This is a genomic window from Hymenobacter sp. IS2118 (assembly GCF_000715495.1).
Lineage (GTDB): Bacteria > Bacteroidota > Bacteroidia > Cytophagales > Hymenobacteraceae > Hymenobacter.
Genome location: NZ_JNLX01000175.1, coordinates 1 through 24,445 on the forward strand (window position 1 = coordinate 1; position 24,445 = coordinate 24,445).

Here is a 24,445-nt window from a genome sequence, read left to right on the forward strand (position 1 = left end):
GGCGGCAGGGGCGGCGCGGCGTGGCCGGGGTCCCCGGCCAGGGCCTGCCGGGTGGCCAGGGGCAGGGCCGCCAGCAGGGCGCTCAGCGCGTCGCGGGCCTCGGCAGTGAGGAAGCGGGTGCCGGCCTCGGCCTCGGTCACACGCACCCGGTTGATGCCCAGCAGGTGGGCCAGGTCGGCTTGGGACAGGTTCAGGTAGCGACGAAGCGCCGGCAGGGTGCCCGCGCGGGGCAGGATGACACGCATGAGTGGTACAGGATACGGGTGGTACAAAAATAAATGTACCACCCGTATCCTGTACCACCCCGATGGTTCCGGCCTGATGCGCGGGATGGTAGGGGGGAGGTTTGGGGGCAGCAGTAGTGGGTATCTGACCTACGTTAGGTAGATTGCCGCTACTAACCTGCGTACTAAGCGCAGATACCCGCTACTGTGTAGTAGCGGGTATCTAAATGTTGGCTGTAATAGCAAAACGACCCATGACAAAACAAATCTTTTATTTCGACAAACTAACCTCATGGGACAAAATCACAACATCCGGTTATTTATTATTAACCGGTATTTTCGCCTATTTTTTCTTAAAGATAAATAGTGACAGTTCTAATAGGACACTACTTTTATTCTACACATTGATGACACAATTACTTCTTTACCTATTAAACTATGTATCTCTTCGAAACTTGACGGTCTTTGTAATTTGGGTTGTCTTTTCATTTGGACACTTATACTTGTATTATCAACTCAAAGACAATCCGAGTTTGCAAAATTTTCGTGGACATGCCGCCACTGGACTGAGAACCACTATAATCTCTCTTATTTTGTTTCAACTATTACGAATTATTAGTCTAAAGACACAGAAAGAAGAATTGGTTGCCCCAAATAAAGGAGGACGAACGGATATATATGAAGGAAGGGAAATTACAGTAGTTGATTACATTCTTTTTGTAGTTTACTTCGGTACAACAATTTATCTTAACCTAAAATAAAGCCGACAAAAGCTACTACAGCCAACATTGGGTTTTATGCAAGTTGGGCTTGACCTTATATCATCAGCTAATTGCAAATCCCAGCATCAGTTCCAGCAGGAGAATATCTATCGGTTTTTGTACTTAACTTCAACAATATATTTTCAATCAGCAGCGGTTGTGGGCAGACGGAATACTAACACCCAACCTGCATAAAGCCCTGCTCGTTACCCCAAACAAAAACGCCCCGCAATCAATCCGTTGCGGGGCGTTTCCATGTCATGTCAGCGGCACTGGCCGCCGGAGTTATTACAGCAGTTTGTCAATCGTAATGGGCATGTCGCGCACGCGCTTCCCGGTGGCGTGGTAGATGGCGTTGGCCACGGCGGCGGCTACGCCGAGCATGCCCACTTCGCCCAGTCCTTTAATGCCGAGCGGGTTCACTTTGTCGTCTTCCTCGCTCACGAAAATTACGTCGATGTCGTGGATGTCGGCATTGACGGGGACGTGGTATTCGGCCAGGCTTTTATTCATGTAGCGGCCAAAGCGGTGGTCCATCACCGATTCTTCCATCAGGGCCATGCCCAGGCCCCAGACCACGGAGCCGAGTACCTGGCTGCGGGCCGTTTTGGGGTTGAGGATGCGGCCGGCGGCCACGGCATTCACCACGCGGGTGACGTGCACAGTCATCAGGTCGGGGTCCACTTTCACTTCCACAAATACCGCGTTGTGGGCGTGCATGGAGTATTTTGGCGGCTTCAGCATCTCCAGCTTGGCCATGATGGTGGAGTTTTCGGCCTCAATGCTGGGCTCACCGCTGGCCTGCACCACGTCGCGCAGCACGATGGCCTGGGTAGCGTCGGCGCGCAGGCGCATCTGGCCGTTGGCAAACTCCACCTCTTCGATTTTGACACCGCTAAAGGCTGGGTTATCCATCTTCTGGGCCTGTTTCAGCAGGGCTTCGCCGAGCTTGGTACAGGCTTCCACCACGGAGTTGCCTACCGAGGCAGCCGTCCAGGAGCCGCCTTGCAGGGGCGAAACGGGCAGCGTGGTGTCGCCCAGTACGAAGGTGACGGCCTCCAGGGGCAGGCCCATGCTTTCGGCCGCAATCTGCGTCATGATGGTGTAGGTGCCGGTGCCGATTTCGTTGGTGCCGCTGCTCACCGTGAGGTGGCCGTCGGCGTCGAGGCTGGCCTTCACCGTGGCGGGCAGCTTGGTGGCGTCCCACACGCCGCCGGCCATGCCCCAGCCCACCAGCAGGTTACCGTCGCGCATCGAGCCGGGCTCGGCAGTGCGTTGCTCCCAGCCAAATTTGGCCGCGCCCTCGTGGTAGCACTTGCGCAGGGCCTTGCTGGAAAAGGGGAGGTCCTGGGCCTGGTCGCGGTCGGAGTAATTGCGCAGGCGGAGCTCAAGCGGGTCGAGGCCGGCGGCGTAGGCCATTTCGTCCATCGCAATTTCCAGCGCAACAGAGCCCAGGGCCGCGCCGGGGGCCCGCATGTCAAGCGGCGTGTACACATCGAGCTTAGCCAGGCGGTAGCCCAGCTGCACGTTTTTGCAGTCGTAAAGCATGCCGCTCCAGCCCACCACGTTTTCGGTAAAATCCTCAAATTGCGAGGTTTCGGCCACCGCCACGTGGTTGATGCTAGTGAGCGAGCCGTCGGCTGCCGTGGCCAGGGCCACGTGCTGCAAGGTTTCGGGCCGGTGGCCGAAGCTGAACATCTGCTCGCGGGTGAGCGACACCCGCACCGAGCGCTCCAGCTCCAGCGAAGCCAGCACGGCCAGAAACAGCTGGTACTGCGGCCGCAAGCCGGAGCCAAAACCGCCGCCGGTGTACTTCGAAATCACCCGCGCCTGCTCCTTGCTCAGCCCGAAAATGCCGGTCACCACCTGCTGGCTGTTGAAGGCGCCCTGGGTTTTGTCGTAGATGTTCAGGTTCTTATCGCCCAGCCACTCCACGGTGGTGGCAAAGTTTTCCATGGGGTTGTGGTGCTGGGCGTGGTGCGAAAACTGCGCCTCCACGTGGGCCACGCCTTCCTTCCAGCCCTTGCCAAAGTTGCCGCGCGACTTGGGCGGCTGGAAGCCTATTTTGCCTCTGCCCGGCTCGTAGGCATCGTCGAGGTGCTTGCGCAGCTCGGTTTCAAAAGCTACTTCCTCGTACTCAATGCGCAGGATGGAGGCGGCGTAGCGGGCCAGCTCAAAGGTGTCGGCCACCACCAGCGCCACCGGCTGCTGGCTGTACTTGATTTCGGCCGAATGCAGGGGCCGGAACGGCGAGCCGCCGGGCGCAAGCATGTCCTTATAGCTGCGGTCGAACAAGGCCAGCGAAGGCACGTTTTCGTGCGAGAACACCTGATGCACGCCGGGTAGCGCCAGCACCGGCGCGGTATCGATTTTAATGATTTTGCCCTTGGTAATCGTGCTGCTCACCACGTAGCCATACAGCAGGTTGGGCACGTTGTATTCGGCGGCGTACTTGGCGGTGCCAGTCACCTTGGCCGGGCCGTCGACGCGGCTCGTGGGCTTACCGATATAGTTGGTTTGGAGAGTCATGTGGTTGCGGATTGGGGCTGAATTAGTACTGGGAGTGGGCTGCCCGGCTGGGTGCAGCTACCAATTCAGTTAGGGGTTGGAATTCTGGAAGGCGTTGGTGTCCACCACCTCCTTCATTTCGGTGGCTTGCTTGAGCGCGCGCACAATGGCGCGGCGGGCCAGCTCAATCTTGAACGTATTGGCTCCGTGGCCTTTCGCGCCGGCCAGCACCTTGGCAGCGGCGCGGCCGAAGGTTTCGGCCGTGGCGGGCTGACCGATGAGCAGGGCCTCGGCCTCCTGGTCGCGCCAGGGCTTGTGGGCCACGCCGCCCAGCGCCAGCCGGGCATCGATGATGGTATTGCCGTCGAGCTCCAGCGCGGCGGCCACGCTCACCAGCGCGAAGGCGTAGCTGCTGCGGTCGCGCAGCTTCAGGTAGCTGAAATTTTGGGAGAAGCCCTTTTTCGGCAGGTCGAGGCCAGTGATGAGCTCGCCAGGTTCCAGGGTGTTGTCGCGCTCGGGGTGGTCGCCGGGCAGGCGGTGGAAATCCTCGAACTTAATGGTGCGCTCGCCGTTCGGGCCGCTCACGCGCACCGTGGTGTCGAGGGCGGCCAGGGCCACGCACATGTCGCTTGGGTGAGTGGCGATGCAGGAGTCGCTGGTGCCCAGAATGCCGCACACGCGGTTGTAGCCGCCGATGGCCGAGCAGCCGCTGCCCGGCTCACGCTTGTTGCAGGGCGTAGTGAGGTCGTAGAAGTAGTAGCAGCGGGTGCGCTGCATCAGGTTGCCGCCGTCGGTGGCCATGTTGCGCAGCTGCGGGCTGGCCCCGGCCAGAATGGCCTGGTTCAGCAGCGGATAGCGGCTTTCTACTTCGGGATGCCAGGCGGTAGCGGCGTTGGTGGCGAGAGCGCCGAGGCGCAGGCCGCCATCGGGCAGCGTTTCGATGGTGTCGAGGCCCAGGTTTTTGAGGCCGATGAGGTGCGTGGGGCGGGCCACGTTTTCCTTCATCAGGTCAATCAGGTTGGTGCCGCCGCCAATGTAGGCCGCGTCGGGGTGCGCGGTATTGTCCTGCACGGCGCCCGCCACGGCGGTGGCTTGGGTGAAAGTGAAACTATTCATCTTCTTGAATTAAAAATGTTGAATTAAAAATTAAAAATTGGGGTCAAAAAAGTGGATTGATTATTCGTGATAACCGGCCACTTTTAATTTTTAATTCTCAATTTTTAATTCTTTCCCCACTACTTCCATCACCGCGCTCAAAATGTTGCTGTAGGCACCGCAGCGGCAGACATTGCCGCTCATCAGCTCCCGGACTTCAGCTTCGGTTTTGGCCTTGCCTTCGTTGATGAGGCCTTGTGCCGAGCAAATCTGGCCCGGCGTACAATAGCCGCACTGAAAGGCGTCGTGGTCGATAAACGCCTGTTGCAGCGGGCTCAGGCTACCCTCGGTTCCCATGCCTTCAATGGTCTGAATGTCGGTGCCTTCCTGCATCACCGCCAGCGAGAGGCAGGAGTTGATGCGCTTGCCATCGACCAGCACCGTGCAGGCGCCGCACTGGCCGTGGTCGCAGCCCTTCTTGGTGCCGGTCAGGTCCAGGTACTCGCGCAGGGCATCGAGCAGGGTGGTCCAGGGCGCAAGCTGGAGGGTGTGCGCCTGGCCGTTGATGTGGAGGCTGACGGCCTGGGTGGGGGCCAGCGTGGCCGGTGGCGGGGCTTGGGTAACTTGAGGCATGAGGAAGCGGAAAAGCTGGGTTGCTGTTTAGAAAGGCCTACGGGTTCGTTTCATCAGTGTTTTGCAGGGGAGAGTATTTAGAACGATTACAAATAATGAAGCGCGTTGCTGCGCTAGGATAAAAGGTTGATAGTCAGAAATAAACTGCCAGAATTGGAGGTGGATAACAGAGCGAGGCCTTCAAATAATTTAGGAGGGTTAAATATTAAATAATTATACTTAACGATGTATTTCAACCAGCAGTGACGCTAGTTGTTTTTCACAAACGGTCTTACCTTCCGGCCGCATGAAAATCCTTTTAGTTGAAGACGAGCCCTCGGTTGCTGCTTTCCTGCACCAGGGTCTGACAGAGCAGGACTACATCGTGGACCTGGCCGCCGATGGGCTGCTGGGCCTGCGCCACGCCCAGTCCACCCAGTACGACTGCCTGATTCTGGACCAGATGCTGCCCGGCCTGAGTGGCCTCGAAGTATGCCGCCAAGTGCGGGCCCACGACCCTGGCGTGCCCATTCTGATGCTCACGGCCCTGGGCGAGACCGACGACAAAATCCGGGGCCTCGATGCCGGGGCCGACGACTACCTCGTCAAGCCGTTCGCCTTCGAGGAGCTGCTGGCCCGGCTGCGGGCCCTGGTGCGCCGCCGCACCGAAGCGCCCGGTCCCAAAGCCGCGCTCCACCTCGCCGACTTAAGCCTGGACCCCGCCGCCAAACGCGTGGAGCGGGCGGGCCAGCTGGTGCAGCTCACGGCGCGGGAATTTTCGCTCCTCGAATACCTGCTGCGCAACCAGGGGCGCGTGGCCTCCCGCGCCGATTTGCTGGAGCACGTCTGGGACATGAGCTTTGATACCGGGTCCAATGTTATTGACGTGTATATCAACTTTCTGCGTAAGAAAATCGACAAGGGATTTGAGCCCAAGCTCATTCATACGCTGGTGGGAATGGGCTACGTGATGAAAACCGAGGCCTAGTTTCCGCCCCGGAATAGGGTCTGAATACCGGTCATTGGCTGCTGATTGAAACAACGCCGCCGTAACCGAGCACCAGCAACTAGCAACTAACAACCGACTGCCTCCACGATGTCCATTCGTCTGCGTCTTGCCCTGCAGTTTGGGTTTATTCTGGCGGTGACGCTGCTCTTGTTTGCCCTGGCGATATACGTGGTCACGCTGCAGTCGCACCGCACCTTGTTCACCCAAATGCTATTTAAGCGGACCCTGGTAGTGGGCCACGCCTACGCCGACGGCCAGGATAACGAGGCCACCGCCGACCAACAAGCCTCGTACCGACGCTACCTGCGGCAGCTCTACCGCACCCTGCCCGACGAGGAGGGCCGCGTGTACGACGCCCGCAACCGGCTGGTGTTCCGGGAAGGGCAGGGCCCCGCCAAACCCGTACCGCTCGCGTGGCTGGAAGAAGTGCGCCGTTCGGGCAAGGCAGTATTAGAAACCGAGTCCAACTACCACGAAACCGTGGGCCTGCTTTACCACGACGCCCGCCTGGGGCCTTTGGTGGTGGTGGCCTCTTCGGTAGACGAGGACAGCCGCGAGCAACTGGCCCAGCTGCGCGAGCTGCTCGCCTTTGGCCTGTTGGCCGCGTTGGGGGTGATGGCCATTGGCAACTGGATTTTTGCCGGCCAGGCGCTGAGCCCGTTGCGCCGCATGGTGCAGGAGGTAGACGGCATTACGGCTACGGACCTGAGCCAGCGCCTCACCCAGGCCGAAGGCTCCAACGACGAAATCGGGCGGCTGGCCCAGCGGTTCAACGTTTTGCTCGACCGTCTCGAAACCAGCTTTGTGGGCCAGCGCACTTTTGTGCGGGATGCCTCGCACGAGCTGCGCACGCCGCTCACGGCCCTGATAGGGGAGCTGGAAGTTGCCTTGCTGCAAGCCGAGCGTTCGCCCGCCGAATACCGCCGCGTGCTGCAAAGCACGCTGGACTCGTCCCGGCAGCTCAATAGTCTCACCAATGGGCTGCTGCAGATTGCCCGCGCTTCGGACGACACTTCGCAGGTGCCCATGGGGCTGGTGCGTCTCGACGAGCTGCTGCTGCAGGTCCACGAGCAAATTCTGCGGCGCCACCCTACCTGCCGCGTCGACCTGGATTTTGGCGAAGTAGACGACGCGACGGCCTTTACGGTGCGGGGCAACGGAGCCCTCATCCAGTCGGCCATGCTCAACGTGCTGGACAATGCCTGTAAGTTTTCGGCCGGCAACAGTGGGACCGTCACGGCCAAGCTGGCGCTCGTCGGGTCGCGCATCACGCTGCTGGTTTCGGACGAGGGGCCGGGCCTGAGCCCGGATGATTTGCAGCACGTATTCGTACCATTCTTTCGGGCTGCTTCGGTGCGTACGGTGCCCGGCCACGGCATTGGCCTGCCGCTCACCGCCCGGCTCATGGCCCTGCACGGCGGCACGGTGCGCGTGGAAAGTGAAATTGGCCGCGGGGCCCAGGTATGGCTGGAGTGGCCCCAAAGGGCGCGCTTGTAAGTTCCGCTGCATTTTAATGCTGTTTTAATAGAACTTTAATTCGGTCTTAATGGGACAACCGTAACCTTGTGTCGCAAATTCTGTGTTCTCGTCAGGTGGAAGAATTATTCAATTTGCAAGCTCAGCTATTCAGATACATGCCGGAAATTAGTCCAACGCCTTCGCGCCAGGGTTCCCCAGTTGCCGCTCCCCAAGCCTCTGTTCCACTGCCTAAACCATCAATTTTCGGGTCGTTGGGCCAGGACGCTCCTGCGGGCCTGGTGGTGTTTCTGGTGGCGCTGCCCTTGTGTTTGGGTATTTCGCTGGCCTCGGGTGCACCCTTGCTTTCGGGCGTTGTGGCGGGTATTGTGGGTGGGGTGCTGGTCAGCTGGCTGAGCGGCTCGGCCGTGAGCGTGAGCGGGCCGGCAGCTGGCCTCACCACCATTGTGCTCTCGGGCATTGCTACCCTGGGTTCGTTTCCGGCCATGCTGGCGGCTACGGCGGTTGCCGGAGTGATGCAGATTATCATGGGATTGGGCCGGGCCGGCATCATTGCCCTCTATTTTCCGGCTGCCGTGATTCGGGGCATGTTGGCTGCCATTGGTATTATCCTCATCATGAAGCAGATTCCTCATTTTCTGGGGGCGGATTCTGATTTTTTCGAGGACCTGAATTTCTCGCAGGTTGACGGTTTCAATACCTTTTCCGCTATTGGGGCCGCTGTTCGGGGCCTGAGCTGGGGGTCGGTGCTGATAGGTGCCGTTTCGCTGGCACTGATGCTGCTGTGGGATACCAAAGCCGTGCGCCGACAGCCGTGGGCGCGCCTGGTGCCGGGCGCGCTGGTGGCCGTGCTGGTAGCCGTGGGCCTCAACCAGCTGTTGGAGGCGGTGGCGCCCGAGTTGCGGGTGCGGCCTGAACACCTCGTGACGCTGCCCGTCATCTCCTCGGTGCAGCAGCTGCTGGGTGCTATGATATTCCCCGATTTCAGTGCGCTCAGCAACCCCGCTACGTATGGCGTGGCCCTCACCATTGCCCTCGTGGCCTCGCTCGAAACCCTGCTCAGCGTGGAAGCCGTGGATAACCTCGACCCGCAAAAGCGCCACACGCCCACCAACCGCGAGCTGATGGCGCAGGGCGCAGGCAACCTGGTGAGCGGACTGCTGGGCGGACTGCCCATTACGGCCGTTATCGTGCGCTCATCGGCCAACATCAGCGCTGGCGGCCAAACCCGCATGTCGGCGTTTATTCACGGGCTGCTGCTGCTCGTGAGCCTGGTTTTTCTGGGCTCCGTGCTGAACCTGATTCCGCTGTCGGCTCTGGCCGCCGTGCTGCTGCTGGTGGGCTACAAGCTCACCAAGCCGGCCCTGTACCGCATGCAGTGGCGCCTGGGGCGCGAGCAGTTCATTCCATTCATCATCACCATTATAGCGGTGCTTTTCACGGACCTGCTCAAAGGCGTGACTATTGGCCTGGTGCTGGGCTTTTTCTTTATCCTGCGCGATAATTCCAAAGCCGGCTCGTACCTGCGCAACGAGCCTACCGCCGAGGATGAGCCTGGCTTGCTGCACCTGCGGCTGCCCGAGCACGTATCGTTTCTCAACAAAGCCAGCATCGTGACCACCCTGGAGCAGCTCCCTGCCGGCAGCCGCGTCATTCTCGACGGTACCCGGTCCGATGTCATCGACCACGACGTATTGGAGGCTATCGAAGCCTTCCGGCAGGCCGCTCCGGCGCGTGGCATCGAGCTGGAGCTGCGGGGCATCCGGCAGGTGATGGTAGCCGGGCATTAATTTTAATTTTTTGCGTGCGCCACGTGTTCTGTTTACGTAACCTGCACGGCTTGCGCCTTCACCTTACATTTTTCACATGGACCACATTCTGGAAGGCAATCGCCGCTGGGTAGAAACCAAGCTTGCCGAAGACCCTGCGTATTTTCAAAAGATGGCCGTGGGGCAGAAGCCCCGCTACCTTTTCATCGGCTGCTCCGATTCGCGGGTGCCGGGCAGCGCTATCACCGGCACCGGGCCGGGCGAGATGTTCACCCACCGCAACATTGCCAACGTGGTGGTGCACACCGATATGAACCTGCTATCGGTATTGCAGTACGCCGTGGAAGTACTTAAAGTGGAGGTCATTCTGGTAGTAGGGCACTATGGCTGCGGCGGTGTTGCGGCGGCCGCCTCCAGCAAGCAGTATGGCTTGATTGACAACTGGCTGACCAATGTGCGCGACGTGGTGCGCCTGCACGAAACCGAGTTGCTACGCATCACAGATGTGACCGAACGGCTGCGCCGTCTCGTCGAGCTCAACGTTATTGAACAGGTGCGCAACCTGGCCAAGACCAGCATCATGCAGAATGCCCGCAACAACCCCAACCCACCTAAGCTCCACGGCTTGGTCTACGACCTGCACGAGGGCTTGTTGAAGAACCTGGATGTCGACACCGAGAACCTGAACGAGTTCGACCATATTTACGGCACCACCGCCGATGTCGTGCCCGCCGACAAGGACTCCAGCACGTACGAGGGCCCGGCCGTGGACCCCGCTAAAGCAGCAGCCTCGGCCGAAAAAGCCAGCCCCAAAACCAGCCACAAAGCCAAAAACGCCTCCGCATAAGTTCTTATCAGGCGTGCGGCCAAGTCGCCATAAACTACAACTGAACGCGCTAAGGAATGCTCAGCCGTTGTAGCGCTAGTGCCCCAGTCACTGCTTAGCACCGAGCGAAAGGCACAAAGAAGGGGCCCGTTGCTTATGCAACGGGCCCCTTCTTTGTGGTAGCTAACCCAACTGCTCGGGCAAGCTTTTACTTGGCGGCTTCAATCTCGGCCACGGCTTTGGCTACGGCCTGTTGTGCTTCGGCGGCGGCGGGCCGGCCGGCCTGGGCCTTGGCAATGCCCTGGAGCATGTCGATAACGGGCTTGTCGGCCCCGTAGCTTTTGTACTTCACCCCGAGGTCTTTCAGGCGGGTGATGCCTTCGGTTACGGCGGTGGCGTCGTCGAGGCGGCCGAGCATGGTGGCCATCGGCTCCATCAGGTTGAACTGGCCCTGGGGACGGGCCGCGTCGAACTTGTCGCGCACGTAGGGCCACTGGGCGGCGGTGCCGCTCTGGGCGTACACCTCCGTCACGGCCTGGGCCAGGGTGCCGTTGCTTTCCGTTTCGAGGGTTTTGGCGCGGGCCAGCGCCTGTGCGGGCTGCAGCGTGGCAAGCGCCACCAGGGCCGCGCCCTGGGCCTTGTACGACTGGCTGTTGAGCTGTTGGGCGAAGAACTTTTCGTTCTTCTTGTCCTTCAGTTTGGCCACGGTCCTCAGCAGCTCGGGGAGCACCAGCGGGTCTTTTTCGGTGGCGAGGCGCTTGCGCAGGGCGGGCGTCGCGGCTTTGGCCACGGCCGCATCGTCCAGCTTCAGGGCCTGGAGCGAGGCCAGGCGGATGCCGTAGAATTTATCGCTGAGGCCGGCCAGAAGCACGCCACGGGCCGCGCTGCTGGTTTGGTCCGTGGCCGCCGCTGCCACGGCCTCGCGCCGGTCTACATACAAGGGGGCTTTGTTGTACTGATACACGTAGTCGGCGAGCGGCTTGTTATCGGTCTTCTGCCACAGGGTTTTCTTGTTGGCGTCCACGTTCACCAGCTCGGGCTTAGCCGAAAGGGGCATGGTGAAGGTTTGGGTGGCCTCCGTCATTTCTACTTCCTGACGCTGCATCTTGCCGTTCACGTAGTAGTCGATGGCGAACGGCAGGCGGAAGGGCTCGCCCGGCTGGGTCTGCTTCACGGTCACGGACTGCACTTTTTTGGCCGCGTCCCAGGCGTAGTCGATGGTAACTACCGGGTGGCCGGGGGCGAAGTACCACTGGTTGTAGAACCAGTTCAGGTCCTGGCCCGACACGGCTTCGAAGGCAAGCCGCATCTGGTGGGCTTCGCCGTTGCCGAACTTGTTGTCCTGAAGGTATTTCTGGAGGCCGGCGAAAAACACGTCGTCGCCGAGGTAGGTGCGCAGCATGTCCACAATAGCGCCGCCTTTCTGGTAGCTCACCAGGTCAAACACGTCTTCCTGGCTGTCGTAATGGAAGCGCACCAGGTTTTTGGTGGCGTCGCGCGGGCTGCTCAGGTAGCGGCGCAGGTAGCGATAGTAGTGGGCGTCGGCGGCGTCGCGGCCGTACTTGTGCTCGGCGTAGAGGCCCTCCGAAAAATCGGCCATCGACTCGTTCACGGTAATGTTTGACCAGGATTCGGCGGTTACATAGTCGCCGAACCACTGGTGAAACAGCTCGTGGGCAATCACCGACTCGCTGCCAAACTCGCGGTCCAGCAGCTCGCGGTCCGTCATCTGAACCTGCTCGCCGTGCAGGGTGGCGGTGGTGTTTTCCATCGCGCCGCTCACGTAGTCGCGGGCCACAATCTGGGCGTATTTATTCCAAGGGTACTCCACACCGAGGCGGTTGGAGTAGAACTCCAGCATGTCGGTAGTATTGCCAAAAATCTGCTTGGCGAAGGGCGCGTATTTAGGCTCCAGGTAGTAGCTCACTTCCTTGCCGCGCCAGGTGTCCTTGGTGATTTTGAAGTCGCCCACGGCCATCATAAACAGGTAGGGCGCGTGAGGCAGGTCCATTTTCCACACGTCGGTGCGCAGGCCGGGGCCGGCGGGCATCTGGCTCACCAGGGCGCCGTTGCTGAGCGTGACGTACTTGCTGGGCACGGTCATGCTGATTTCCTGGGTGGTTTTCTGGTTGGGCCGGTCGATGGTGGGAAACCAGGCCGAGGAGGCTTCCGTCTCGCCCTGCGTCCAGATTTGCACCGGCTTGCCGGCCACGGCGCTGTCGGGGTTCACGAAGTAGAGGCCCTTGGCATCCGTAATCGCGGCGCTTCCCTGAACCTTCAGCTCGTCGGGCTTCGACACGTAGTCGATGTAAATGGTGTATTGCTCGCCCGGCTTAAAGGTTTTTCCCAGGTTGATGCGCAGGTTGGCGCCGTCGGTATAAGTGTACTTCAGGGGCGTTTGCTGAGTGCCGCTCATCATCGCCACCGCCTTGATGTCCATGCCTTTGGCGTCGAGCCGGAGCGTGTCGGTGGGGTAGGCGTGGGGCTTGAGCGTAATCCACGCCTTGCCGTAGAGGTAGCGCTTGGCGTAGTCGAAGCGCACGTCGAGCTTGGTGTGCACCAGGTCGTTGATTTTGGTGGCCGAGGCGCGGTAGGGAGATTCCGCCATCGGGGCGGGGGCGGCGGGGGCCTGAGCCAGGACCGGCGAGGTGGCCACCAGGCCCAGCAGGCCCAGCGCAAAAAGATGCTTCATGAAAAAAGGTTGAGTGGGAATGATTCGTGCGAAACAGACACCGTTGGGAATCCGATGTTGTCTGTTTTGGCTACGAAAGTAGGGAAAGCGCGTCACCTCGTTTCCGTCCCGTAATTTTGGGTGTTCAATAATCCCATCAATGATGCACCTTTTACGTTTTCCGGTTCTGCTTCCGGGTCTTTTTCTTTCGCTTAATGCCGTAGCCCAGACGCCGGCCGACAGTGCCCGCGCGCTGAACGAAGTCACCGTGTACGGCACCCGGCTCGACCAGGTAGCCGGCCAGACGGGCCGCTACGTGACCGTGATTCCCGGCCGCACGCTCAGCCAATACCCGGTGGCTTCGCTCGATGACCTACTGCGCCTGCTACCCGCCATCGAAGTGCAGAGTCGGGGCAATTTTGGCACCCAGGCCGACATCACCCTGCGCGGCTCCACCTTCAATCAGGTGTTGGTGTTGCTGGATGGCATGCGGCTGAACGACCCGCTCACGGGGCATTTTGCGGGCTACCTGCCCATCACGCCGGCCGAAATTGAGCAGATTGAAGTGGTGCGCGGCCCCGGCGCGGCCCTCTACGGCCCCGATGCCGTGGGTGGTTTTGTCAACATCGTTACCAAAACCTTTGCCGCCACCCACCGGCCCGACGGCGTGGAAGTGGGCGGCACCTTTCTGGCCGGGGAGTACGACCTCAAAAGCACCAATGCCGGTTTCTATGGCCAGGATAATGGCCTGCGGATGGCGGGCGGCGTTCTCAATAATAGTGCTGCGGGCCAGCGCCTGAACCTGCCCGGCGGCGGCCACAGCGACTTCAAGCTGAACACCTATTCGCTCTCGGCCGCTTACCAGGCCACGGACAAGCTGAGCGCCGCCGCCCGCGCCAGTTTCGACCGGCGCGACTACAACGCCCAGAACTTCTACACCACCAACGCCGGCGACCGCGCCCGCGAAACCACCGCCCGCGACTGGTACCAGGGGCAGCTGCGCTACGACTGGAACCCCCGCGCCCGCACCGAGCTGCAGTTGGTGGGCACCGCCAGCACCGATTACTACCTGTACACGCCCACCTCGGCCGCCAGCGACCACCTCATGCACTACCTCAACGTGCAGGGCCAGCACCAGCTGCGCCTCTCCGAGAAAGTGCAGCTGACCCTGGGCGGCCAGGTCGACCGCCGCCGCGTGCGCAGCAACGACCGCGGCAACCACGCCGTGGGGCACCAGGGGGCGTTTGCCGTGGCCGGCCTGCGCCCCACCGCCACCCTGAACCTGACCGCCGCCCTGCGCCTCGACCACGACGAGTCTTACGGCACCGAAGTGCTGCCCCAACTCACGGCCAGCCAGCAGCTGGGCGAAAAGCTGACGGCGCGGGCCGCCATGGGCCGGGCCATTCGGGCGGCCAACTTCACCGAGCAGTACAACTCGGCCATTCGGCCTGGCACCGTGCCCAACGGCTTCAATGTGGGCAACCCCGGCCTGGATGCCGAGCGCACCTGGAGCTACGAGGGCGGGCTGGACTACGTATTCGGCCCGGCGCTGACGTTGCGGGCCACTTACTTCAACCGCTACGGCCGCAACCTGATTGACTACGTGCCCACGCCCGGCGGCGAAGTGCAGACCAGCACCGGCTTCACCAACCTGAACCCCACCGCCACCTACCGCTTCGCCCAAAACCTGTTTGCCGTGACCACCCAGGGCCTGGAATTCGAAGCCAGCACCAGCGCCCAGCTCCGCCCCGGCCTGCGTCTGGAGGGTAGCGTGGGCTACACCTATACCCACCTCGACGTGGCCGGCGACGTAGTGTCGCAGTACCTGAGCAACGTGGCCAAGCAGTTGGTGAGCGGCAATGTGAGCCTCGTGCACCGCCGCTTCACGGCCAGCCTGGGGGGCGTGCACAAGCAGCGCGCCGCCCAGCAAACCACGCCCAGCCTCACCGTCAACGATGCCGCGCTCACGCCCAACTACACCGTCATCAACGGCCGCCTCGATGTGGCCCTGCTGCCCGAGCGACTCTGGGTGGTGGGGCAGGCCCAGAACCTGTTCAATGCCAAGTATTCGGACCTGTTGGGCGCCCAAATGCCCGGCCGCTGGCTGATGGCCGGCGTGCGCGTAGCCCTGCGGAAGTAAGGGCAGCAGCCCCGGCGCGTTCCATCATATTGCGCCCGCTTGGTTGTAGGAACGCGCCTTGGCGCGTTCAATCGTTGGGGTGCGGTATTGCGGCGTAACCGTGGCGGTGCAATGTTGCGGCCGCCGAACGCGGCAAAGCGCGTTCCTACACGAGCATGCCGTAGGTGATTTATGCAGCGAAGGCTCCGATTTTAAACAAGTCGGGGCCTTCGCTGTATCTTTGCAGAATCAATTCTTTCTCCCAAAGGATTGTTTTTATACAGAGGCGCTGAGAGACAGGCTCAACGACGCGCCGGCAACCATCCGCAACCGCGGGCAAGGTGCCAACCGAAGGTCAGCGAAGTTAATTGCTGACCATATAAAAACAACTTGCCGTGGACGCCGCCTACAACCTTCCCATTTTCAACGCCGGAATTCTTACCGCCTCCGCGCTTATGCGCCAGGCTGGTATGGGCTGTTGTTGCTGTTGTTGTCCGGCTTAGCTTCCCCCGATTGACGTTCGTGGGTAGATAGGCGGCAGTGGAAGCTGAGTGCTTCCGCACGCCTGTATCTGGTGGCTGCTTCGAGCGGCTACCTCCTTTCTCTTCTGGGTTTTTGCCGATTTGGTGCCTTGGTGCTGAAGCGGTTTCGTGCGAAAGCCGACTTGCTCTTGCCTACCCGTACTGCGGGGCGTGAGGGCAGGCGCCGGGCAGGACAAAATCCTCAAGAGGCAGGCATCCAACTAATGTCACGGGCTCAATCTGATTCTTATCCGGAATGCGTGCCACCGTGCGCCGCGCACTGTCCGGAGAACTTTTGTCTCTGTTTCAAACTCCATTATTCTCTGATTATGTCGCTGACGACGAAGCCTATTGGCATCTATTTCGAGCACCCCGAATGGTTCAAGCCGCTCTTCGCTGAGTTGGACCGCCGCAGGCTGCCCTACGAGAAAATCGACGCCGCCCACCACCTCTTCAACCCTGCCGAGCAGGAGAGCCGCTACAGCCTGGTAGTGAACCGCATGAGCTCCTCCGCCTACCTGCGCGGCCACGGCCAGGGCATTTTCCATACGGCTGGCTACGCCACGCACCTGGAGCGCATCGGCACGCGCATCATCAACGGGTCGGCGGCTACGGCCATCGAAACCAACAAGGCGCGCCAGCTCTCGTTGTTTGAGTCGCTGGGGCTGAAATACCCGAAGTCGTTTGTTATCAATCACGCTTCCCGGGCGGTGGATGCGGCTAAGGAGCTGCGCTTTCCCATTGTGGTGAAGGTGAACATTGGCGGTAGTGGCGCGGGCATCATCCGTTTCGATACGCCGGAGGGCTTGCAGGCGGCCGTGGACAACAACCAGATTGACCTAGGCATCGACCAGACGGCGCTGGTGCAGGAGTACGTGACGCCCCGTGGCGGCAACATTCACCGCGTGGAAATGCTGGACGGTAAGTTCCTCTACGCCATGAAGGTGTTCACCACCGGCGAGAGCTTCAACCTGTGCCCCGCCGAAATCTGCCAGATTCCGGAGGAGCAATCGGCGGAATTCTGCCTGACTGAAGCGCCGAAAAAGGGTATTCAGGTGGAAACCTTTACGCCGCCATTGGAGGTGATTGCCGCCGTGGAGCGCATTGTGGCCGCCGCCAAAATCGACGTGGGCGGCATTGAGTACCTCATCGACGACCGCACCGGCGACGTGCTGTTCTACGACATCAACGCGCTTTCCAACTTCGTGGCCGATGCCGTGAACGTGGTGGGTTTCGACCCTTACGCCCGCTTCGTGGACTACCTGGAAGCGCAGCTGCCAGTCGCTGTGGCTGCTCAACCCGAGTTGGCAACGGCGTAGTGGTTCAACTAACAAAAACAAAACGGTCATGCTGAGCGCAGCCGAGGCATCTCTACCGCTTCGTTGCAGCGAAGTGAATTACTACTGAGGTAGAGATGCTTCGGCGGCGCTCAGGATGACGGGCTTATTTAAATCGTAAAACCATGAAATTCGGATATTGGATGCCCATTTTTGGGGGCTGGCTGCGCAACGTCGAGGACGAGCACATGCCTACCGACTGGAGCTACGTCAAGCAGTTGGCGCAGCGCAGCGAGGTCCTGGGCTACGACCTCACGCTGATTGCGGAACTGTACCTCAACGACATTAAGGGCACGGAAGCGCCTTCTATGGAAGCCTGGAGCACGGCCGCCGCGCTGGCCGCCGTGACCGAGCAGCTGGAAATAATGGTGGCCGTGCGCCCCACGTTCCACAACCCCGCGCAGCTGGCCAAACAGGCGGCTAACATCGACCTGATTGCGCCGGGCCGGCTGTCGCTCAACGTGGTATCGAGCTGGTGGCGCGATGAGGCCACCAAATACGGCCTGCACTTTGAGCAGCACGACGACCGGTACGCCCGCACCCGCGAGTGGCTCGACGTAGTGACCAACGTGTGGCAGCAGGACCATTTCAGCTACGAGGGCAAGTACTACCAAGTGGCCGACAACGTGCTGCAGCCCAAGCCCGCCAAGGCCCCGTTTCTGTACGCCGGGGGCGAGTCGGAGGCGGCCAAGGACCTGATTTCGACGCAGTGCGACGGCTACGTGATGCACGGCGACTCGCCGGAGCAAATCGGAGCCCGCATAGCCGACATGCGCCGCCGCCGCGAGCAGAAGGGCCTGCCGCCGATGAAATTCGGCGTGGCCGGCTACACCATTGTGCGCGAAAACGAGCAGGACGTAAAGAAGGAGCTCGACCGCATCACCAACGTGAAGGCCTCGGCGGCGGGCTACGGCAACTACCAGCAGTGGCTGGCTGGCACGCAGCTAGAGCAGCAAGTGTCGCTGCAGGATTATTCCGTGTCGAACCGCGGCTTGCGCACGGGTCTCACCGGCACGCCCGCCCAGCTTCAGGACCGGATTGGGGCCTTTGAGGAGGTGGGGGTGGACTTTTTCCTGTTGCAAGCCAGCCCACAGCTGGAGGAAATGGAGCGGTTTTCGGAGTCTGTTATTCAGGTGTTGGCGTAACCCCACCCCCGACCCCTCCCCTCCGGGAGAGGGGAGTCAGTCGTCAGCTTACGTCAGGCTCCCCTCTCCCGGAGGGGAGGGGTCGGGGGTGGGGTGTTTTTCTCAGGCCGAAAATCGGCTTGATTTCATTTGTGCCAGAATGCGGGAGCACGTCAAAGTAGCCTCGTATTCTAATTCTCTTTATGCTTAAAAAATCATTGGCGCTGCTTCAATTGGAAGCGGCCGAAACGGGGGCTAACACCCTCAAACGTAGTCTCAACGGCTTTAGCCTCATTGCCATTGGCATTGGCGTTATCATTGGAGCGGGTCTGTTTTCCCTCACCGGTATTGCGGCGGCCAACAACGCCGGGCCAGCCGTTACGCTCTCCTTTATTGTCGCGGCGGTTGGCTGCGCTTTCTCCGCCCTTTGCTACGCCGAGTTTGCGGCGTTGGTACCCGTATCGGGCAGCGCCTACACCTATTCGTATGCCACTATGGGCGAGCTGTTTGCCTGGATTATTGGCTGGGATTTGGTGCTGGAATACTCGGTGGGCGCGGCTACGGTGGCCATTAGCTGGTCGCAGTACCTCATTAAATTCCTGAGTAAATACGGCCTGCACATCCCGGCGCAGCTGGTGATGTCGCCCTTTGAGTCGGCCACGCTGGCCGATGGTACCACGGTGTCGGGCTACGTGAATGTGCCGGCCATGCTCATCGTGCTGGCCATCACGGCCATTGTCACGCGGGGTACCAAGGGTTCGGCGTGGTTCAACGCGCTTGTGGTGGCGCTGAAGGTGGCGGTGGTACTGGTGTTTATCGCGCTGGGCTGGCAGTACATCGACCCGGCCAACTACCAACCCTACATTCCGGCCAACACCGGGGAGTTTGGTGAGTTCGGGCTGAGCGGAATCCTGCGCGGGGCGGGCGTTATCTTCTTTGTGTTCATTGGCTTCGACATTGTGGCCACCATGGCGCAGGAAACCAAAAACCCGCAGCGCAACATGCCCATCGGTATCCTTGGCTCGCTGGCGGTGTGCACGGTGCTGTTCGTGCTGTTCGGGCACGTGCTCACGGGCCTGGCCAACTACACGGAGTTCAAAAACAGCGCCGCGCCGGTAGCCATTGCCATCGAAAAAACGCCGTATGCCTGGCTGAGCTCGGCCGTGATTCTGGCCATTCTTATCGGCTACACGTCCGTGATTCTGGTGGACTTGTTGGGGCAGTCGCGGGTGTTTTTCTCCATGTCGAAGGACGGGCTGCTGCCACCGGTCTTTTCCCGGCTGCACCCCAAGTTCAATACGCCGGCGCAGTCCACGCTGCTGCTCGGGGCCTTCATTGCGGTGTTTGCGGGCTTCGTGCCCATTTCAGTAGTGGGCGAGATGACGAGCATCGGCACGCTGCTGGCCTTCGTGATGGTGTGCCTGGGCGTGCTCATCATGCGCCGCACCAACCCCGATGCGCCGCGCCCGTTCCGCACGCCGTGGGTGCCGGTGGTGCCCATTCTGGGCATTGTGGTGTGCTTGGTGATGATGTTTTCGCTGCCTTGGGAAACGTGGCTGCGGCTCGTTGCCTGGCTTGCCCTAGGCATGATTATCTATTTTGGCTACGGCAAGAAACACAGCAAACTACGTTTGGCTCAAGCTGCTAAGAAGCCTCTGGCGCAGCCTTAATTATAGATTTTTGAAAACAATGGGCACAAAAAAGCGGCGGCTGAATACTCAGCCGCCGCTTTTTTGTGCCTGGCAAAAACTAGCGGTTGCTCGTGCCTTTGTTATTGTCTATATCGTTGGTGGTGCGGGTTTTAGTGGCGTCGAGCTGCTCTACCTGCACATCGGTGCTGCGTACGGTGTCACGCACTACCTCTTCGCGCTCAGTCACTTGCTTGTCGATACTGACCTCGCCCACCACGCGGGCTTCTTTGGCCACTACGGCCCGTTCCGCCGATTCGGTTACGCTGATTTCACCCTCCTTGAAGGCAGCAAAATCGGCCTCTGTGGCAGGACGGTTCACGTCGCGGCGCTGCACGTTCACGTGCTCTTCGCGCAGCCGGATGTGCTCTTCCACAGGCTTTTCGATAATGCGGCTCCGGAGGCGGGCCCCGCCGGTTTGCTCCACGCGCTTGCCCACCTGCAGGTTTTCTTCGATGATGTTGACTTTCTGAGTCGCATCAGCATCGGCGGCGTATCCCTGGGCACCGGTCTGACCGTAGCTGCCGCTGGCGTAGCCGGCAGTCACATCGATGGCGCCGTTGTCGTCGAGCAGGTCGCGGGCACGCTCAGCCTCTTGGGCCGTGGCAGCGTGCACAGTTACTACCGAACGGCCACTGCGGGTAGCGCTGGTGTAAGCGCGGGCATCGTCGTTGTCGCTGCCGCCAAACAGGTTGTCGAAGAAGTTTCCAATGCCGTCTTCGGCCCGGCCCGTGGCCCGCGAACTAGCGTCGGCCATGCCTTCAACTGCTGTGCCGCTGGTATTCTGGAAATCGGAAGGGTCATTGTTGCTGCCGGTGCTGCCGGCCGTGCCAGTCATGCGCTTGGCGTTCTGGGCATCCTGAGCGGCTACGTCTACATTGCTTTTGATGAAGCCAGCGGAAATGAGGTTTTGAACGGCTTGCTGCGCTTCTGAAGCGCTATCGAACAAGCCTACTACGGTTTGAGACATGGTAAGAGGGATGAAAATGTGGAAAGGAAGAAAAAAAGGAAAGTCTGTAAATCAGGAAGCTGCGGCGGGCGGCGGGGTTTCGATGCGCTCATAATGCACTTCTTCGCGGCGCAAACTCACTTCCTGCGGGTTGTTCAGGGTGAGGGTGCGTTTGCGTACGTGCAACTCTTCAACCAGCACGAGGCGGGTGGTGACGACTACTTCTTCGCGTAGCACCGGAATAATCATTGTGTCGCCTTCTTGGCGCACTTCGGGCGGGGTCTCCACTACCTGGTTGAGGGGTACGCGGGTTACTTCTACCTGCTCTTCCTGGGTGGGTACGTCCACGGTTTGGGTTTCGTGGTGTACCGTTTTGCGAACCACTACGCGGCCGGTTTCTACCACCTGTTTGTCGATGCGCGCTGTTTCCTCAATCACTGGGATGGTGGTACTGGCAACGGGCGGCGTTAGAAGTGGGTTGGTGGGTTGCATGCTTAGGGTACGGTGCCTGCTGTTGAGGGGTTCGGCCAAGGCCAGGGCAGTTTTCAACTTGACACGGCTAAGCTGGACCTTGTCAGTAGTTTGTTGTTTTCTATATAGTTACGCTATTATTTTTTTCGATTAGGAGGCAAGGTGCTGCCAATGAGCAGAGCCAAACAGCCAAAGTCGGGCTTGGTCAACCAGGCTATTGCCAGGCTTGCCTCGCTTGGCCGGGCTGCACCTGCGGGTAGTATTTCCGAGGAAAAAAATTTTGGACGGGTGTCTTGGCGTTACTAGCTGACATGAACGAACTACTTGCCCGCTGGCATCGCCTCACAGCTCCGCTCGTGCCGGACCCCGCCCGGCGTGCGGCCGCCTTCGCAACGTTGGCGGCCGCCTACCAGGCCCCGTCGCGGCACTACCACACCTTGCAGCACATTGAGAACCTGCTGAAACGGCTGGACGCCGCCGCGCTTCAGGATGCTCCGGTGGTTGAGTTGGCCGTCTGGTTTCACGATGCTGTTTACAACGCCCTCAAGCTTGACGCCCAGGCACGCCACAATCTACAAGCCGAGCTAATTGCCTGGGAGGGCGACGGGCTGGTGCAAACGGAACGCTAGGGCGTGAGGACATTAAGAAATCAGCTATATGTTTACTGCTTAGTTACTTTTCAGGATGCGCCGTCACGAAATTTCTGATGCTACCTGGGCCCTAGTTGCCCCGCACCTCTCCGGCAAGGCCGCCGATGGCGGGGCGACGGCCGCCGACAACCGGCTGTTTTTCAACGCTGTGGTGTGGATAATGCGCACCGATTGCCCGTGGGCCGACCTGCCCGAACGCTTCGGCAAGTCCGACACGGCCCGCAAACGCTTCCGCCGGCTGGCCGAAAAAGGCGTCTGGCACCGCCTCTTCCAGGCCGTTCAGGCTCCGGAGTTGGACTGGGTGATGCTCGACTCGACCGTCGTGCGGGCGCACCAACACGCAGCGGGCCAAAAAAAAGCGACGCTGTGACCGAGTGCCTCGGCCGCAGCCGGGGCGGGATGAGTACCAAAATTCACGCCTGCGTCGAGTCGCTGGGTAACGCGGTGCGCCTGCTCGCCACCCCCGGCCAGGCCGGCGACAGCCCGCAGGCGCTGCCCCTGCTCGACGGCCTCGACGTGGGTCAAGTGGTGGCCGACACGGCCTACGACAGCGACCAAACCCGCGCCTATTGCGCTCAACGCGGCATTCAAGCCGTCATCCCCAGCCACCCCAACCGCACCCAACCGCTGCCCCTGGACGAGAATGCCTACCGCGACCGCAACAAAATCGAACGCTTTTTCGGACGCATGAAGCAGTATCGCCGCTTGGCCACCCGCTACGAGAAGACCATCGTTTCCTTCCTCGCGTTCTGGCATATTGGAGCAGCACTTGATTAGCTTAGATAAATAACTCATTTCTTAATGTCCTCACGTCCTAGGGCGCGACCAGATGAGCAACGCTGCCCACGCTGCAATCCCAAAGGTTGTTGCCGGTCGAGGCAATTATCTGTTTGGGGTTGCAATTTGCTGTTTAGTTAGTTGATATTCAGGATAGATACTATATTTGACGGAATCTTCAACCAAGCGTTCTATTTGAGGTACTGGCGGCAGAAGCTAATAAGTGGGTCTGGGAAATTGCTTTTAACAATACGCCGGGACTTCTGACGTATTTTTACAACATTACACTGACAATTCTGCCAGTGTATGGGCACTAACCAATACGCCTTGACCGATTCCTCTTACCCCGACCTGATACCCGCCTACGAACACGAACGCCTGGAAGCCTTGCGGCCCTACCGGGTGCTGGGCACGCCCGGCCAGGGGGTGTTCAATGATTTTGTGAGCGTGGTGGCCAAGCTCTTCGACGTGCCTATTGCGCTGGTGTCGTTAGTGCGGGAGCACGACGTGGTGTTCATCGGCAACGCGGGGCTGCCCGAAGCCACCATTGTCAACCGCGAGGACAGCATGTGCTCAGTTGCCATATTGCAGGAAGGGCCCGCCGTATTTGAAGATATTGCCTCCCAGCCTTGTTCGCTGATTAATCCGTTTACGGCCCGGAAAATGGACCTGAAGTTCTACGCCGGACAGGCTCTGCGCGCCGCCGGTGGCATGGGCATTGGCAGCCTGTGTGTGCTCGACCGCAAGCCCCGTCAGCTCACCCAGCCCGAATCCCAGCTCCTTGAGCAGCTGGCGCTGGTGGCCACCGATTTGCTGCAGCTTCAGGCCGCCCATGCCGTCGACGATACCCTGCGCGCCCGCCTCGACGGCCCGCTTCATGAGTCCCTCACGCGCCTGCGCACCCTGGCCGAGCTGCGTGAATGGAATACCACTGCTGACGCTGATGACAACAAGCGGTACGCTGATTCGCGTATGGACGAAGCTCAGCACCTGGCCCAGGCTATGCACCGGGAACTGCAAGCGGCGCTGGGGTAGCAGAATACCGCATAAGCTTTAGCTTGTGAGAAGGATAAATTGGGGAAAAAGGGTAGGGCTGTGCGACGACCTTTTGCCCAAACTGGTGCAGACCGGCGGATATATTTATCATTTTTAGGGACGCCAGCTGAGGTGGGATTGGGGGTGTATTTGACATGTTATCAGGGTTTTATCAATGGTAAAAAAGGGCCTTAGACTTGCGATGGCGCATTTGTTGTTTCGTTACATAGTCAGGTCCTTTACTTCCGTCAACTAACCCCTGTTTAGATGCGCCTGCCTTTTGTCTTCGCCCTCCTGTTAGCCACCCGCCTGCCCGTTGCCGCGCAAGCCGCTCCTGCCGTTTCCCTGCCCGTTGTGGCCCCGGCGTTGGCAGCCGACACAATAGCGGCGATTCACCGGCTGTTTGCCGCCAAGCGTAAAATGTGTGCCTATGTAGCCGGCGGCACTGCTATGGTGGCCGGAGTTGGTGCCGTCACGGCGCTGAGCCAACCGGCTCCTGACACCGGTGGTGGTAATGGCTTCGGTTTCGGTGCGCCCGGCTTCGACGAACGGCCCATTAATGCTTTGGGGTTTGTGGTTGTCGGAGCCGCTGTAGTGGGCCTGGAACTGCTCACGCTCGGAGGCTGGGGCCAACGCGAAGAAGCCCGGGTCATTATGGCCTATCAGCAGCACCAACTTTCCCGGCGCATCAGCCGCCGGTTGAAGCCTGTCTGTTTTCGACCCTGATGCTTACGTCCAGCGTAACAGTTGGCAGCCGGAAATGCGTGGGCGTAATTAGGCCGCCAAGCTGCCCCGGTATCTGCCAAAACCGACCTTTTTCGCA

18 protein-coding genes, 1 pseudogene and 1 riboswitch are annotated in these 24,445 nt (G+C 60.2%); of the genes and pseudogenes, 12 read left to right on the top strand and 7 right to left on the bottom strand.

The genetic code is table 11. The features are described 5' to 3' along the window. The 4 genes from GM79_RS18235 to GM79_RS18250 form a co-directional block, all read right to left on the bottom strand. A partial coding sequence (locus GM79_RS18235) for a helix-turn-helix domain-containing protein (protein WP_035566869.1) occupies positions 1–245 on the bottom strand: 245 nt, incomplete at its 3' end. Between the two features lie 1,028 nt (positions 246–1,273). Beyond that, positions 1,274–3,514 (bottom strand): xanthine dehydrogenase family protein molybdopterin-binding subunit, encoded by a 2,241-nt coding sequence (locus GM79_RS18240; RefSeq protein WP_035566872.1) that lies wholly within the window; start codon positions 3,512–3,514, stop codon positions 1,274–1,276. A gap of 69 nt (positions 3,515–3,583) precedes the next feature. Beyond that, positions 3,584–4,609, bottom strand: a complete 1,026-nt coding sequence (locus GM79_RS18245) for an FAD binding domain-containing protein (protein WP_035566875.1) — start codon at positions 4,607–4,609, stop codon at positions 3,584–3,586. Positions 4,610–4,699: 90 nt separating this feature from the next. Then, entirely contained in the window at positions 4,700–5,221 is a 522-nt protein-coding gene (locus GM79_RS18250; RefSeq protein ID WP_051719052.1) for a (2Fe-2S)-binding protein, read from the bottom strand. 286 nt (positions 5,222–5,507) lie between these two features. On the opposite strand from GM79_RS18250, the gene GM79_RS18255 reads away from it, so the two are divergent. From GM79_RS18255 to GM79_RS18270, 4 genes are all read left to right on the top strand, one after another. After that, entirely contained in the window at positions 5,508–6,188 is a 681-nt protein-coding gene (locus GM79_RS18255; RefSeq protein ID WP_035566878.1) for a response regulator transcription factor, read from the top strand. A gap of 108 nt (positions 6,189–6,296) precedes the next feature. Continuing rightward, positions 6,297–7,706: a sensor histidine kinase gene (locus GM79_RS18260; protein ID WP_035566881.1), complete on the top strand. Its 1,410-nt coding sequence runs from the start codon at positions 6,297–6,299 to the stop codon at positions 7,704–7,706. Between the two features lie 233 nt (positions 7,707–7,939). Next, positions 7,940–9,475 (top strand): SulP family inorganic anion transporter, encoded by a 1,536-nt coding sequence (locus GM79_RS18265; RefSeq protein WP_235184104.1) that lies wholly within the window; start codon positions 7,940–7,942, stop codon positions 9,473–9,475. A gap of 76 nt (positions 9,476–9,551) precedes the next feature. Further along, a complete protein-coding gene (locus GM79_RS18270; protein ID WP_035566883.1) occupies positions 9,552–10,301 on the top strand; it encodes a carbonic anhydrase in 750 nt (249 codons plus the stop codon). A gap of 187 nt (positions 10,302–10,488) precedes the next feature. On the opposite strand, the gene GM79_RS18275 is transcribed toward GM79_RS18270, so the two are convergent. Further along, positions 10,489–12,972, bottom strand: coding sequence for a M1 family metallopeptidase (locus GM79_RS18275; RefSeq protein WP_035566885.1), 2,484 nt, complete (start codon positions 12,970–12,972; stop codon positions 10,489–10,491). Between the two features lie 139 nt (positions 12,973–13,111). Between GM79_RS18275 and GM79_RS18280 the strand changes: the two genes are divergently transcribed. The 4 genes from GM79_RS18280 to GM79_RS18295 all read left to right on the top strand — a co-directional run bounded on the left by GM79_RS18280 (position 13,112) and on the right by GM79_RS18295 (position 19,722). Then, positions 13,112–15,091: a TonB-dependent receptor plug domain-containing protein gene (locus GM79_RS18280; RefSeq protein WP_035566887.1), complete on the top strand. Its 1,980-nt coding sequence runs from the start codon at positions 13,112–13,114 to the stop codon at positions 15,089–15,091. A gap of 252 nt (positions 15,092–15,343) precedes the next feature. Next, a riboswitch (SAM riboswitch) is annotated at positions 15,344–15,456 on the top strand. 464 nt (positions 15,457–15,920) lie between these two features. Continuing rightward, positions 15,921–16,910: a RimK family alpha-L-glutamate ligase gene (locus tag GM79_RS18285; RefSeq protein WP_035566889.1), complete on the top strand. Its 990-nt coding sequence runs from the start codon at positions 15,921–15,923 to the stop codon at positions 16,908–16,910. Positions 16,911–17,053: 143 nt separating this feature from the next. Continuing rightward, positions 17,054–18,073 (top strand): LLM class flavin-dependent oxidoreductase, encoded by a 1,020-nt coding sequence (locus tag GM79_RS18290; protein ID WP_035566891.1) that lies wholly within the window; start codon positions 17,054–17,056, stop codon positions 18,071–18,073. Positions 18,074–18,255: 182 nt separating this feature from the next. Continuing rightward, complete coding sequence (locus GM79_RS18295; RefSeq protein WP_035566893.1) at positions 18,256–19,722, top strand: amino acid permease; 1,467 nt, start codon at positions 18,256–18,258, stop codon at positions 19,720–19,722. A 79-nt stretch (positions 19,723–19,801) separates the two neighbouring features. On the opposite strand, the gene GM79_RS18300 is transcribed toward GM79_RS18295, so the two are convergent. Together GM79_RS18300 and GM79_RS18305 are read right to left on the bottom strand one after the other, a co-directional pair. Next, positions 19,802–20,710 carry a YsnF/AvaK domain-containing protein gene (locus tag GM79_RS18300; protein ID WP_035566897.1) on the bottom strand — a complete coding sequence of 303 codons (909 nt, stop codon included), beginning with the start codon at positions 20,708–20,710 and terminating at the stop codon, positions 19,802–19,804. Positions 20,711–20,761: 51 nt separating this feature from the next. Further along, positions 20,762–21,238 (bottom strand): YsnF/AvaK domain-containing protein, encoded by a 477-nt coding sequence (locus GM79_RS18305; RefSeq protein WP_235184105.1) that lies wholly within the window; start codon positions 21,236–21,238, stop codon positions 20,762–20,764. 233 nt (positions 21,239–21,471) lie between these two features. Between GM79_RS18305 and GM79_RS18310 the strand changes: the two genes are divergently transcribed. From GM79_RS18310 to GM79_RS18330, 4 genes and pseudogenes are all read left to right on the top strand, one after another. Next, positions 21,472–21,789: a hypothetical protein gene (locus tag GM79_RS18310; RefSeq protein WP_051719053.1), complete on the top strand. Its 318-nt coding sequence runs from the start codon at positions 21,472–21,474 to the stop codon at positions 21,787–21,789. Positions 21,790–21,871: 82 nt separating this feature from the next. Further along, positions 21,872–22,587: pseudogene (locus GM79_RS26160) on the top strand (IS5 family transposase); the annotation flags it as partial. 306 nt (positions 22,588–22,893) lie between these two features. Further along, positions 22,894–23,622: a GAF domain-containing protein gene (locus GM79_RS18325; protein WP_051719054.1), complete on the top strand. Its 729-nt coding sequence runs from the start codon at positions 22,894–22,896 to the stop codon at positions 23,620–23,622. 267 nt (positions 23,623–23,889) lie between these two features. Beyond that, a complete protein-coding gene (locus GM79_RS18330) occupies positions 23,890–24,348 on the top strand; it encodes a hypothetical protein (protein WP_035566906.1) in 459 nt (152 codons plus the stop codon). Positions 24,349–24,445 lie beyond the last annotated feature (97 nt).

Bases quoted from the DNA above. Each gene is read 5' to 3' on its own strand.
- GM79_RS18240 (WP_035566872.1), bottom strand. From the start codon at position 3,514: ATGACTCTCCAAACCAACTATATCGGTAAGCCCACGAGCCGCGTCGAC.
- GM79_RS18245 (WP_035566875.1), bottom strand. From the start codon at position 4,609: ATGAATAGTTTCACTTTCACCCAAGCCACCGCCGTGGCGGGCGCCGTG.
- GM79_RS18250 (WP_051719052.1), bottom strand. From the start codon at position 5,221: ATGCCTCAAGTTACCCAAGCCCCGCCACCGGCCACGCTGGCCCCCACC.
- GM79_RS18255 (WP_035566878.1), top strand. From the start codon at position 5,508: ATGAAAATCCTTTTAGTTGAAGACGAGCCCTCGGTTGCTGCTTTCCTG.
- GM79_RS18260 (WP_035566881.1), top strand. From the start codon at position 6,297: ATGTCCATTCGTCTGCGTCTTGCCCTGCAGTTTGGGTTTATTCTGGCG.
- GM79_RS18270 (WP_035566883.1), top strand. From the start codon at position 9,552: ATGGACCACATTCTGGAAGGCAATCGCCGCTGGGTAGAAACCAAGCTT.
- GM79_RS18275 (WP_035566885.1), bottom strand. From the start codon at position 12,972: ATGAAGCATCTTTTTGCGCTGGGCCTGCTGGGCCTGGTGGCCACCTCG.
- GM79_RS18280 (WP_035566887.1), top strand. From the start codon at position 13,112: ATGATGCACCTTTTACGTTTTCCGGTTCTGCTTCCGGGTCTTTTTCTT.
- GM79_RS18285 (WP_035566889.1), top strand. From the start codon at position 15,921: ATGTCGCTGACGACGAAGCCTATTGGCATCTATTTCGAGCACCCCGAA.
- GM79_RS18290 (WP_035566891.1), top strand. From the start codon at position 17,054: ATGAAATTCGGATATTGGATGCCCATTTTTGGGGGCTGGCTGCGCAAC.
- GM79_RS18295 (WP_035566893.1), top strand. From the start codon at position 18,256: ATGCTTAAAAAATCATTGGCGCTGCTTCAATTGGAAGCGGCCGAAACG.
- GM79_RS18300 (WP_035566897.1), bottom strand. From the start codon at position 20,710: ATGTCTCAAACCGTAGTAGGCTTGTTCGATAGCGCTTCAGAAGCGCAG.
- GM79_RS18310 (WP_051719053.1), top strand. From the start codon at position 21,472: ATGAACGAACTACTTGCCCGCTGGCATCGCCTCACAGCTCCGCTCGTG.
- GM79_RS18325 (WP_051719054.1), top strand. From the start codon at position 22,894: ATGGGCACTAACCAATACGCCTTGACCGATTCCTCTTACCCCGACCTG.
- GM79_RS18330 (WP_035566906.1), top strand. From the start codon at position 23,890: ATGCGCCTGCCTTTTGTCTTCGCCCTCCTGTTAGCCACCCGCCTGCCC.